This window comes from Rhodococcus sp. IEGM1339 (genome assembly GCF_050321925.1).
Classification (GTDB): domain Bacteria; phylum Actinomycetota; class Actinomycetes; order Mycobacteriales; family Mycobacteriaceae; genus Rhodococcus; species Rhodococcus pyridinivorans.
Map to the genome: position 1 here is coordinate 32,244 of NZ_JBNQFT010000024.1, position 11,556 is coordinate 43,799.

General features: G+C 66.0%; 9 protein-coding genes and 1 pseudogene. 6 read left to right on the top strand and 4 right to left on the bottom strand.

The genetic code is table 11. The features are described 5' to 3' along the window. Positions 1-13: 13 nt before the first annotated feature. Positions 14-1,678: a class I adenylate-forming enzyme family protein gene (locus ACQR3U_RS19140; protein WP_372477703.1), complete on the bottom strand. Its 1,665-nt coding sequence runs from the start codon at positions 1,676-1,678 to the stop codon at positions 14-16. A gap of 277 nt (positions 1,679-1,955) precedes the next feature. Here ACQR3U_RS19140 and ACQR3U_RS19145 point away from each other — a divergent pair. The 5 genes and pseudogenes from ACQR3U_RS19145 to ACQR3U_RS19165 all read left to right on the top strand — a co-directional run bounded on the left by ACQR3U_RS19145 (position 1,956) and on the right by ACQR3U_RS19165 (position 7,476). Then, positions 1,956-3,332, top strand: a pseudogene (locus ACQR3U_RS19145) (ABC transporter substrate-binding protein). A gap of 65 nt (positions 3,333-3,397) precedes the next feature. Next, on the top strand, positions 3,398-5,677 hold the full coding sequence (locus ACQR3U_RS19150) for an ABC transporter permease (protein ID WP_230811173.1): 2,280 nt from the start codon (positions 3,398-3,400) through the stop codon (positions 5,675-5,677). Then, positions 5,670-6,413 carry an ABC transporter ATP-binding protein gene (locus ACQR3U_RS19155; protein WP_230811172.1) on the top strand — a complete coding sequence of 248 codons (744 nt, stop codon included), beginning with the start codon at positions 5,670-5,672 and terminating at the stop codon, positions 6,411-6,413. Before ACQR3U_RS19150 ends, ACQR3U_RS19155 begins: the two co-directional genes overlap by 8 nt. Next, positions 6,410-7,114, top strand: a complete 705-nt coding sequence (locus ACQR3U_RS19160; protein ID WP_230811171.1) for an ABC transporter ATP-binding protein — start codon at positions 6,410-6,412, stop codon at positions 7,112-7,114. Before ACQR3U_RS19155 ends, ACQR3U_RS19160 begins: the two co-directional genes overlap by 4 nt. After that, positions 7,111-7,476 (top strand): hypothetical protein, encoded by a 366-nt coding sequence (locus tag ACQR3U_RS19165; protein ID WP_019290778.1) that lies wholly within the window; start codon positions 7,111-7,113, stop codon positions 7,474-7,476. Before ACQR3U_RS19160 ends, ACQR3U_RS19165 begins: the two co-directional genes overlap by 4 nt. A 71-nt stretch (positions 7,477-7,547) precedes the next feature. On the opposite strand, the gene ACQR3U_RS19170 is transcribed toward ACQR3U_RS19165, so the two are convergent. Beyond that, positions 7,548-8,861, bottom strand: coding sequence for a bifunctional o-acetylhomoserine/o-acetylserine sulfhydrylase (locus ACQR3U_RS19170; RefSeq protein ID WP_006551000.1), 1,314 nt, complete (start codon positions 8,859-8,861; stop codon positions 7,548-7,550). A 377-nt stretch (positions 8,862-9,238) separates the two neighbouring features. Between ACQR3U_RS19170 and ACQR3U_RS19175 the strand changes: the two genes are divergently transcribed. Then, positions 9,239-10,078 (top strand): IclR family transcriptional regulator, encoded by an 840-nt coding sequence (locus ACQR3U_RS19175; protein ID WP_006550999.1) that lies wholly within the window; start codon positions 9,239-9,241, stop codon positions 10,076-10,078. 106 nt (positions 10,079-10,184) lie between these two features. Here ACQR3U_RS19175 and ACQR3U_RS19180 read toward each other — a convergent pair whose 3' ends face one another. Then, entirely contained in the window at positions 10,185-11,117 is a 933-nt protein-coding gene (locus ACQR3U_RS19180) for an AurF N-oxygenase family protein (protein WP_019290779.1), read from the bottom strand. A gap of 118 nt (positions 11,118-11,235) precedes the next feature. Continuing rightward, entirely contained in the window at positions 11,236-11,445 is a 210-nt protein-coding gene (locus tag ACQR3U_RS19185) for a hypothetical protein (protein ID WP_230811170.1), read from the bottom strand. Between the last annotated feature and the right edge of the window lie 111 nt (positions 11,446-11,556).

Here is an 11,556-nt window from a genome sequence, read left to right on the forward strand (position 1 = left end):
ACGGGTTCGCCGGTCAGACGGTGATCGAGCGTCGGACGATCTTGCCGGTCGCGTTGCGGGGGAGCAGATCCTGCGTGATCCGCCAGACAGTAGGGACCTTGTAGTAGGCCAGTCGCTCGGCGCAGAAGGCTCGCAACTCGTCCTCGGTGATCGTGCTGCCGGGTCGCAGCACGACGACGGCGGCGATCTCCTGTCCCAGATCCTCGTGGTCCACGCCGATCACGGCGCTCTCGACGACGCCGGGGTGCTCGTCGAGGCACTGTTCGATCTCCGTGGGATAGACGTTCTCGCCGCCGCGCAGGATGAGATCGGACCGTCGGCCCGTGAGCCGCAGACGTCCGTTCTCGATCGCGCCGTAGTCGCCGGTACGCAACCATCCCTCCGGGGTGATGGCCGCGTCCGTTGCGGCCGGATCCTCCCAGTAGCCGAGCATTACGTAGGGACTGCGGACGCAGATCTCACCCTCGGTGCCGTCGGGCACCCGTTCGCCGAACGGATCGCGGATCTCCATGCTCACCGTGATGATGGGGGAGCCGAGGGTTCCGGGGAAGGCCTCGATTTCCGGGGCCGTCGCCATGGCGATCGCGGTGCTGCACTCGGTCAGCCCATAGCTGTCCACCAGAGCCTGTCGCGCGAAGGGGAACTTCGCCTGCAGGCGTTGCTTGAACTCGGGGGAGGACGGAGCAGAAGCCAGCGCGAACGCAGTGAGCGAGCCGAGGTCGTACTTGTCGGTGTTCTCGTGCTCGAGCATGCGCGAAGCCATCGTCGGCACCGCACCCCAGTTGGTCACCCTCTCGCGCTCGATGAGCGTGAAGACCTTGTCGACGTCGAACCGGCCTTCCGTCATGACAGCGGCGCTTCCCGTTGCGAGTCGCGGCACCGCAAGGTTGTGCAGGCTCGCGATGTGGAACAACGGTGAGGTCAGGAGATACCGGTTGTCGTTGGGCACCGAGTCGTCATAGGGGCGCTGCTGCATCGCGGCAACCAGCGCGTCGGAGTATCGGTGATAGTCGACGACGGCGAGCACGTTGCGGTGGGAGTGCAGTGCCCCCTTGGGACGCCCACTGGTACCGCTCGTGAACAGGATGACCGCGGGATCGTCCTCCTCCACGTCCGCCGACGGCAGTTCGGCGCCGGACGCCGCGGCCACGATCCGGGGCACGTCCTGCTCGGTGGTGAGCAGATCGAACCCGGAGACCCCCGCTCTCGCCAGCAACGCGGCGCGTTTGGCGTCGGCGACGATCACCTTGGGCCGCACCAGGTTCACGCCGTACGCGATCTCGGGCGGCGTCCACCAGGAGTTCAGGCCCACTGCAATTGCACCCAGGCACTGAGCGGCCCAGAAGGTGATGATCCATTCGGGAGAATTGGCCGCGAGAAGCGCGACGCGGTCGCCCTTCTTCACGCCGTGCTCGTCGCGCAGGACGGTCGCCAGGGCGGCGACGGCGTCGGCGTGCGCGCTGAACGAGAGGCGGCGATCGGTCGTCACGAGGTAGTCGCGGTCGCCCCATTGCCGGGACGCGGCGACGAGGTCGCCGATGCGGCGGTCGCGGTTGCGCATGACCTGCATCCGGTTGCCGCGCACGTCCTCTTCGACGATTTCGAATCGGCCACCGGGGCCGGTGAGCTGGGAAACGACCATCTGCAACATCTGCTGCAGATCTGCTTGTGCTGTCAAGGATTCGCCTTTCTCGGTCCCGCACGGTTTCGTCGCGCAGCAGGGCGTACACAGGGGGATCGGAGAACTGTGTCGGGTGACGTAGTGCATCGAACCCTAGGCGCTGTGTTCACTGTCACAGATTTGTCCCGGTGAGTGAGAGTGGCCCAGGTCTCACTCTGTGGGGTGGCTACCTTCGCGACACCCGGCCTACCGTCCGGCGCCCCGGAATTGCGCTTCAGCCCAGACCGAGACCAAGGAGTCCATCGTCGTGAAACTCAGCGCTGCCTCGAAATCGATGGCGGGTCTGTTCGCCGTCGTAGTGGCGACGTCCGCTTGTGCGTCGGACCGCGGCGCCGACCCGTCGGCGGGCGCCCTCGCTCCGGCGGCCCCCACGGCCGAGGAATCGTTCGGAACCCTCGTGTCTCCGTGCGGGCCGGGGGATGCGGCAGGAAGCACCGACCAGGGAGTGTAGGATACCGAGATCCGCATCGGATACGGCGACGACCGGAGCTACTCGAAAAGTCCCGGACTCAACAAGGAGATCGGTGACGCCGTCTCCGCGATGATCGACTGGTGCAATGCCCAGGGTGGCATCAACGGTCGCACGATCGTCGGTACCCACTACGACGCTGCGATGACGCAGGCCAACGCCGTGATGCAGAACGCGTGTGCGAGCGAGTTCATGATGGTCGGTCACGGCTTCGCCATGGACCAGACGTCCGAGCAGACTCGGGTCGCGTGCAATCTCGCCGCTGTCCCCGCCTTCACCGTGTCCCCCGACGCGGCCAACGGCCCGATGACCTACCAGGGCGTCCCGTTCCCGGTCGACTACGCGAACGGCTCGCAGTGGTTCCAGATCGCCGAGATGTACCCGGACCTGGTCGGCGGGTTCGACGTCATCGACAGCACGATGCCCACGATCATCTCGGCGAGCACCAAGATCCGGTCCATCGCCGAGGCCGCCGGCTTCACGCTGAAGAACTGCGGTGTCACGCTCAACTACGAGGGCGAGTCGAGTTACGCGCCCTTCGCCGAGAAGTTCAAGCAGTGCGGCGTCAAGGGCCTGTGGACGTCCCGTTCTCCGGTGCCGGCCGAGTTCAACTTCGTGAAGGCACTCGACCAGGCCGGCATCGACCCGATCCTGCTCGGTGAGGCCACCTGGTACGGCAACGCCGACCAGGCGTGGAACGGGGAGAGCGGTCTGCTCGACAACCTCCACGCCGGCATGACCTTCCAGATGATCGAGAACGCTGATGCCGTACCGGCCGTGAAGAAGTACGTCGAGCTGGTCACCGAGCAGGACGGCAAGACCGCGCTGCTCGGCATGCAGGCCACCTCTTCGTTCCTGTTGTGGGCGACCGCTGCGGACGCCTGCGGATCGGACCTGTCCCGTCAGTGCGTCATCGACGAACTGTCCCGAATCGACGAGTGGGACGGAGGCGGGCTGCACGCCGTCACCGATCCCGGGAACAACATGCCGGCAACCTGCGGGCTCGTCGTGAGGCTCACCGGCGCCCAATACACCCAGGCGTTCCCCACGGAGGCCGGCACCTTCAAGTGCGACGACCGCTACCGCGTCGCAACCGATCCGAGCACGTGGGGCACCGAACTCGGACCCGACCGCGTCGCGACGAAATACCTGAACCCGAACATCATCAGACCGACCGTCTGATCCGAGCGCCCGGTGCCGGCGAGGCCTGACACGCACTCGCCGGAACCCCGACCAGAGGTACTCGTATGGACACCTTTCTGACCTTCACGATCGTGGGGTTGGTGCTCGGATCGGTTTACGCGATCGCTGCATCGGGCCTCGTTCTCACCTACAACACGTCCGGCATCTTCAACTTCGCGCACGGCGCACAGGCGATGCTCGGTGCGTTCGCCTACTGGCAACTGCGCTACGGCTGGGGGCTGCCCACACCCGTCGCGTTGCTTCTCGTCCTCGGCGTCCTCGGCGTCCTCGGCCCGATGACGGGCCTGTTGCTCTACGTCGTGATCATGCGCGGCATGCGTGACACCGCCGAGGTCACCAAAATCGTCGTCACCGTGTCGATCCTGCTCGGCATGGTCTCGGTGTCGCACTGGTTCCGGCATCCGGAGACCGCACGCACCATGACGATGTTCTTCGGCGACCAGGCAAGGATCGACCTCTTCGGCGTCACCATTCGCTACCACGAATTGATCTGTCTCGCCGCCGCGGTGCTCATCGCCGTGGGACTGCGAATCATGTTCGTGCGCACCCGCGTCGGAGTGGCGATGCGAGGTGTGGTCGATGATCCCGATCTGCTGCGCCTGAACGGGCACGACCCCGACCGGCTCGCCGCGCTGTCCTGGATGATGGGTTCGACCCTCGCGGTGCTGGCAGGTGTCCTCGTGACACCGATCAACGGTGGCACCCTCGAAGCGAACATGCTGACCCTGCTCGTCATCGACGCGTTCGCGGCGGCGATGTTCGGCCGGCTGCGCAGCATTCCGCGCACCTTCGCCGGTGCGCTGTTCCTCGGCCTGGCAGCCACATACGTGCTCGCCTACTTCCCGACCGCGTGGACGTGGACGTCGAATCTGCGGGTGTCCCTGCCGATGATCGCGCTGTTCGTGGTTCTCGTCGTACTGCCGCAGGATCGGTTGCGCGGTGCCGTCACCCGTACCAGGGAGCGCTACCACGTGCCGTCGGTGCGCAAGGCGATCGCCTGGGCGGTCGCGCTCGTCGTCATCGTCTATGCCATCCGCCTGCTCATGGTGACGTCGGCGGTCACGACCCTCACGATCGGCATGGCCTTCGCGATCATCGCGTTGTCGCTGACCCTGCTGACCGGATACGCGGGCGAGATGAACCTCGCGCCGGTATCTTTCGGTGCCATCGCGACGATCGTGGCGTTCCACTTCGGTATCTCCGGGAGCGGACTGGCTGCCCACCTGAACCTGTGGGGCGTGGCGCTCGGCGTTGCCGTCACGGCCGTGATCGGCGGGCTCATTGCGCTTCCGGCCCTGCGGTTGCGCGGCCTCTATCTCGCCCTGGCCACGATGGCGTTCGGTGTGTTCCTGTCGAACATGGTGCTGCGCGACACCACCCAGCACGAGCTGTTCGGCATCAGGTTCTCGCTGTTCACCGACGGCAACATCGCGATCCCGCCGTTGAAGGTCGGCCCACTCGACCTGCGGAACGAGACGGCCTTCTTCATGACGGTGACGGTGATCTTCGCAGTTCTCGGCGTGGGCCTCATCGCCCTGCGCAACAGCGGCTACGGCCGCCGGCTCGCAGCGATGAAGGACAGCCCCGCCGCGGCGGCGATGCTCGGCCAGAGCCTGGTGCGTCTGAAGCTCGGGGTCTTCACCCTGTCGGCGGGCATCGCCGGACTGGGCGGGCTGTTCATGTCGAGTGCGATGGGCTCGGTGTCGAACGAAAGCTTCTCGATCATGGTGAGCTTGTCGCTGCTGATGCTCACCGTCGTGGCCGGGATCGGTTACGCCTCCGGTGCGCTGTTCGGTGGTCTGATGTCGGGTATCGGCTTCGCCGTCATCATGGTTTCGTTCTCCGATCTCGCTGCGGGACAGCCGGAACTGGCCGGAATGTGGACCTTCCTCGGTCACGTCGCCGCAGTGAGCCCCGCGCTCATCGGTATCGGCGTCGCGGCCAACCCGAGCGGCAGCGTCCACCAGATGGTGGAGGGCTACCGTCACCTGAAGAACGCGGAGCCCGTGTTGGTCGGGGGTGCCGCGGTGGTGCTCGTGTCCTACCTGCTCGCGCTCGTCGGCGCGCTCGACAACTGGTGGTTCGCGTCGATCACCATCGCGACGGTGTTCATGCTTCCGGTCGTGGGACAGTGGCTGATGCCCGAAGCTGTGCTCGGCGCAGAGGAAGCGCAACGTCGCGCGCCGCTGGTTCCCGAACGGATCGGAATCGACGAGCCCTACAACGAGCAGGCACGGGACGAGATCGACCGTGAACTCGGCATCGACGAACTTCTGGCCGCACGTGCCACCGGGTCGGAGAAGGAACTGATTCCTCATGGCTGAGACACCCATTCTGGAAACACGCGGAATCACAGTCCGATTCGGCGGACACGTCGCGGTCAAGGACGTGAGCCTCGGCATCGAACCGGGAACGGTGACGGGCCCGATCGGACCCAACGGGGCCGGGAAGACGACCCTGTTCAACCCGATCACCGGCCTGCAACGGCCGACGGTAGGCAAGGTCTTCCTCGATGGTCGTGACATCACGTCGCTACCGCCCTACAAGCGGTCCCGCATGGGTATGGCCCGCACGTTCCAGCGTCTCGAGTTGTTCGTGTCGCTGTCCGTGCGCGACAACCTCCGAGTGGCCGGGGACATCCACAATGCCAACGGACGCAACAAGATCGATCTGGACGAGGAAGTCGACCGGCTCCTCGAGCTGACCGGCCTGGCCGATATCGCGAGCACCGACGTCTCGGACGTACCCACCGGCCTCGCCCGCGTCGTGGAGGTCGCCCGCGCGTTGATGACCTCGCCGCGGGTGCTGCTGCTCGACGAACCCGCCTCCGGGCAGACGGAACAGGAAACGGAGGCGTTCGCCGCCCTGCTCCGCGATCTGGCCGATTCGGGTCTCGCGATCTGCCTCGTCGAGCACGACATTCCGCTCGTGATGAAGATCTGCTCCCGGATTCACGTGCTCGACTACGGCGCGGTGCTGGCCAGTGGCGTCCCGGACGAGATCAAGAACGATCCGGCAGTGATCAACGCCTACATCGGCACCGAGGAGGAAGCGGTATGAGCGTCGAACCGTTGCTCGAACTGTCGGGTGTCCGGGCCGGATACGGTGCGATCGAGGTGCTGCACAGCGTGGATCTCATACTCGAACCGGGCGCGGTGGTCGCCCTGCTCGGGCCCAACGGCGGAGGTAAGACGACGACCCTGCGCGTGTGCTCGCGTATCCATCCGGTCTCGTCGGGTGAGTTCCGGCTGGCCGGCCGCGTCGTCAACGGTGTGTCCGCAGCGGAATTCGCACGTCTGGGGGTGTGCTCGATTCCCGAGGGACGCGGCATCTTCCCCAACCTCACCGTCCGCGAGAACCTGTGGATCGGAACCGGCACCGGTGTTCCTCTCGCAGACCTCGAAGAGGTGGCGTACACGCGATTCCCCGTTCTCGGTGAGCGCCGATCACAGCTGGCCGGTTCGATGTCCGGCGGCGAACAGCAGATGCTTGCGCTGTCGCGGGCGCTCGGTACCCATCCCACGGTGCTGTTGCTCGACGAACTGTCGATGGGTCTGGCACCGCGCATCGTCTCCCGGATCTACGACATCGTCGGCGAACTCGCCGCCGAGGGGGTGTCGATTCTCGTAGCCGAACAGTTCGCGCGAGCGGTGCTCCCGATCGCCACCAGTGCCGCGCTGATGTTGCAGGGCCGGGTGGTGCGCACGGGCGATCCGGCGGAGATCGAAGAAGAACTTTCCACCACCTATCTAGGAGGATGACCATGACCGCACTCGCCGACGAGCGACGTGAACAGTTCAAGAAGGACGTTGCAGCGCTGGGTCTCGACGCTCCCCGTCCGGATTCGGGAGGAAAGGCCCGCATCGTCGGCCTGGCCCTGATGGTGATCGGCGCCATCGCGATCTTCGTCGTCTACATTGCGTCGCTGACCCTCTCCGATACCCGTGACCTGCTGTCCTACCAGTTGCTCGCTCTCGGCTTCGTGGCTGTCACTCTGATCGGTGTGGCGGTCCATCTCGCCGCCGCGGTCACTCGTGTCCTGCGTCTGTGGCTGGTCAGGCAGTTACTCGAGAGCAGCACGCAGGCCGAGCGGATCGCGCAGGCGCTCGCACGCAACGACTGAGCGCACATACGCCGAACGCGGCGACGGCCCACCCCGAGGGATGGGCCGTCGCCGTTGTCGATGTGCCGGAATCAGCTGCCGGCAGCCTCGAGACCGGTGGTGATGTCGGCAAGGATGTCGTCGATGTTCTCGATGCCCACGGCGAGTCGCACGAGACCCGGGGTGACACCCGCGGCGATCTGCTCCTCGCCGGTGAGCTGCGAGTGGGTGGTCGACGCGGGGTGGATGACCAGCGAACGGACGTCGCCGATGTTCGCGACGTGGCTGTGCAGGGTCAGCGCGTTGACGAAGCGCTTGCCGGCGTCGATGCCGCCGGAGAGCTCGAACACCACGATCGCACCGGCGCCGCGCGGGGTGAGCTGCTGGGCGCGGTCGTACCATGGCGAGGACTTCAGGCCGGCGTAGGCGACGGAGGTGACCTCCGGGCGTCCCTCGAGGAACTCGGCGACCTTCTGTGCGTTCTCCACGTGCCGCTCGATGCGCAGACTCAGCGTCTCGATGCCCTGCGAGATGAGGAAGGCGTTGAACGGGGAGACCGCCGCGCCCATGTCGCGCAGCAGTTGCACGCGCGCCTTGAGTGCGTAGGCCGGAGCGCCGAGGTCGGCGAAGACGACACCGTGGTAGCTCGGGTCGGGGGTCGTGAAACCGACGTGGCGGCCCTGCGTCCAGTCGAACGTGCCGCCGTCGACGATGACACCGGCGATGGCCGTGCCGTGGCCGCCGAGGTACTTGGTGGCCGAGTGCACGACGATGTCGGCACCGTGCTCGAGCGGGCGGAGCAGGTAGGGGGTCGCGACCGTGTTGTCGACGATCAGCGGTAGCCCGTTCTCGTGGGCGACACCCGAGATGCCGGGCAGGTCGAGGATGTGGTTCTTCGGGTTGGCGATCGTCTCGCCGAAGAATGCGCGGGTGTTGTCGCGGACGGCCTCGCGCCACTGGTCGAGGTTGTCGGGATCCTGGACGAAGGTGACCTCGATGCCGAGCTTGGGCAGCGTGTAGTGGAACAGGTTGTACGTGCCGCCGTAGAGATACGGGCTCGACACGATGTGATCGCCGGCCTGCGCCAGGTTGAGGATCGCGAAGGTCTCGGCGGCCTGTCCGGACGCGAGGAGGAGGGCGGCGACGCCACCTTCGAGGGCAGCGATGCGCTGCTCGACCGCGTCCTGCGTCGGGTTCATGATGCGGGTGTAGATGTTGCCCGGTTCGGCGAGACCGAACAGCGCCGCGGCGTGATCGGTGTTGTCGAAGGTGTAGCTGGTGGTCTGGTAGATGGGCAGGGCCCGGGCCTTCGTGTCGCCGCCGGCGGGCTGTCCCACGTGGATCTGCTTGGTCTCGAAGCTCCAGTTCGCGCTGGGATCGGTTGCTTCAGGGGTGGTGTCGCTCATGGCTCTGCTCCGGATTCGGGATGTGTTCTGATCGTCGACATGCTGACCTTCGGGCCCGCTACACGACATCACCGTACGGCGGTGTGGAGGGGGTAGGAACGGGTGCGGCGGTCAGCGGGCCAGGCACCCGCGGGTACACGAGAGTTGGGCACGACGGTGCGGCGACCGGCTCGCCCGCTCGTACGTCTTGCTCACGGTCCCGACAATATCCTGTCCGCACGATTCCGACCAGACTCATAGGAATTCGCTCTCGCCAGGAAACTGACTCCGGAGTACCTACAGTCTGTGTGTACCCCTTCCGGTGTGACCTCTGTTACTGCTAACGTTCTGGAACAGATTCCAGTTTCATGAGGCGCGCAGGGTCGTGGCCAGGACTTATGGAGGTGCAGTTGACCGCCGTCGACTCCGCGCTCGAGCCCGTCGGAACCTCGTCGAAACGAGAACTTCCACCATCGATGGTCGATCGGATGACCCTCATCCTGGAGGCCTTCGACAGCCGCGGCGCACTCACTCTCGAAGAGGTCACCTGTCGCTCCGGGTTGCCCCGTTCGACGGTGCACCGCATCCTCGATCACCTCGTGCGTCGCGACTGGATCGAGCACGCATCCTTCGGCTACTGCCTCGGCCCGCGTGCCCTCGGTCTCGGTGGCAGCGACACGGGCCACCGCCGCATCCGGGAGGCCGCTGCGCCGCATCTCCACGACCTGGCGATGCAGACCGGCGCCGTCGTCCACTTGACGGTCCTCGAGGGCAACGAGGTGCTCTACCTCGACAAGGTTGGTGGACAGTTCGCGTCGAGCGTGCCGTCACGGGTGGGCGGTCGGTTCCCCGCCTACGCCACCGCGGCCGGCAAGTCCATCCTCGCGTGGCTCGAGCCCGAACGCATCGACGCGCTGTACGGCAAGACTCTCGTGCCGTGCACCGAGCGCACCATCCGCGATCACGTCGCACTGCACCAGGAGCTCAACCGCATTCGCAAGCGTCGTGGCGTCGCGTTCGAACGTGAGGAAGCTGCGCGGGGCATCGGATGCGTGGGCGTCGCGCTCCGCGGCGTCGACGGCCCGGTCGCCGCCCTGTCGCTGGCAGCGGACGCGCGTTCGACTCGCCTGGAGTGGGTGGCGCCGATCGTCGCCGATACCGCTCGAAAGATCACGCGCACGCTGTTCCCGGAGCAGGAGCGCGACGACAGCCTGCGGGCCACCGAGAAGGTGGGCTGACGCCTTTCGGTTTTCGCCACGAAGGACTGTGCGCAGTTCTCGTCGGAAATCCCTCGAGGAGATCGACGAGAACTGCGCACAGTTCGTTGTATGGCCGTAGGCCGTATCAGAGCAGGTGGACCTTCTTGTAGAGGATCTTCGACGGTCCGCCGATGAGGCCGACGTTGTCGAGGAAGGTCATCAGCTTCGCGCCGGACTTGCGCACGCGATCGTGATAGTGCTTGTTGCCCTTCGCCTCTTGCAGAGCGCGCTCGCGATCGAGGCCCGCATTGGTGTAAACGTCGGGGTGGATCATGCTCTTGACGACGAAGAACACCACGAGCGCGGTGTTGAACCGCTCGAACGCGAGTCGCGTGCGGCTCGCACCGGCGAGTCGGCGTGCGACCTCCTCGCGGGCGAAGCGGATGTGGCGCGCTTCCTCGAGGACGTGGATCTTCGACACCGCGCGGGTGACGGGCTGCACCCGCTCGTCGCGCATGAAGTCGCGCTGCATCATGTCGAGGATCTCCTCGGCAGCCATGACCGATGCATAGGCGTTGGCGCCCTTGAAGAAATGGCCCCACAGGCGACCGAGCTGGTGGATGTAGCGGGCCGGACCGTAGCCCGGCATGTTCAGCCGTTCGCCGGCGCGCGCGAACATCACCGAGTGGCGGCACTCGTCGGCGACCTCGGTGAGGGCGAACTGGACGTGACGCGAATGCTTGTCGCGGTCGTAGACGTCGCGCAGGAGCATCTGCATGAGCAGGATCTCGAACCACAAGCCGACGCTCGAAACGCTCGCGGCCTCATGCTTGGTCAGCTCGATGCGCTGTTCGTCGGTGAGCTCGTCCCACAGTGCGGTGCCGTAGAGCGTGCTCCATTCGGGGGTCATTCCGAACTTGTCGTCGGGGACGGGGGCTTCCCAGTCCACCTCGACGACCGGGTCGTACGACTTACGTGCGGACGAGGCGAGCAGTCGTCCGGCGGTTTCTTCGCGATCGGACAGTGCGACGCCGGGGATGAAGCCCTTGCTGGTCTCGCGGGTGAGCGATGCGGTCATGCCTCCACCTTTTTAGTGTGACGACTAGTAACTGTTATCCAGGTTAGCGTGATCACGCGCACAGCACAATGCCCGCGACCTGCGTCGCGGGCATCGAGAAAGAAAAGAGAGAAGAGGGTTACGGGCGCCGGGGTGGCCAGAAGGCGGAGATCAACGCTCCGACCAGCAAGATCGCGGCGACTGCCCACGATGCCTGTTGCAAGCCGTCGAGGAAGGCGTTCTGTGCGAGTTCGGCGAGTTGCTCGCCCTGCGGACCCGCATGCTCGGCGACCTGTATCGCGGCGGCGAGCGAATCCTGCACGGCGGCAAGGGCCGGCTCGGGGATCATCGGCGCCACCGGATCGATGCCGTGCCCGTAGGCTGCGGCCAGGACGCTGCCCGTGATCGCAACACCGATCGCCGCACCGATCTCGCGGGTCGCGTCGTCGACCGCCGCACG

What these genes read in the sequence shown, in the direction of transcription:
- ACQR3U_RS19170 (WP_006551000.1), bottom strand. Translation starts at nt 8,861, where the DNA reads ATGAGCGACACCACCCCTGAAGCAACCGATCCCAGCGCGAACTGGAGC.
- ACQR3U_RS19175 (WP_006550999.1), top strand. Translation starts at nt 9,239, where the DNA reads ATGGAGGTGCAGTTGACCGCCGTCGACTCCGCGCTCGAGCCCGTCGGA.
- ACQR3U_RS19160 (WP_230811171.1), top strand. Translation starts at nt 6,410, where the DNA reads ATGAGCGTCGAACCGTTGCTCGAACTGTCGGGTGTCCGGGCCGGATAC.
- ACQR3U_RS19155 (WP_230811172.1), top strand. Translation starts at nt 5,670, where the DNA reads ATGGCTGAGACACCCATTCTGGAAACACGCGGAATCACAGTCCGATTC.
- ACQR3U_RS19165 (WP_019290778.1), top strand. Translation starts at nt 7,111, where the DNA reads ATGACCATGACCGCACTCGCCGACGAGCGACGTGAACAGTTCAAGAAG.
- ACQR3U_RS19150 (WP_230811173.1), top strand. Translation starts at nt 3,398, where the DNA reads ATGGACACCTTTCTGACCTTCACGATCGTGGGGTTGGTGCTCGGATCG.
- ACQR3U_RS19180 (WP_019290779.1), bottom strand. Translation starts at nt 11,117, where the DNA reads ATGACCGCATCGCTCACCCGCGAGACCAGCAAGGGCTTCATCCCCGGC.
- ACQR3U_RS19185 (WP_230811170.1), bottom strand. Translation starts at nt 11,445, where the DNA reads ATGATCCCCGAGCCGGCCCTTGCCGCCGTGCAGGATTCGCTCGCCGCC.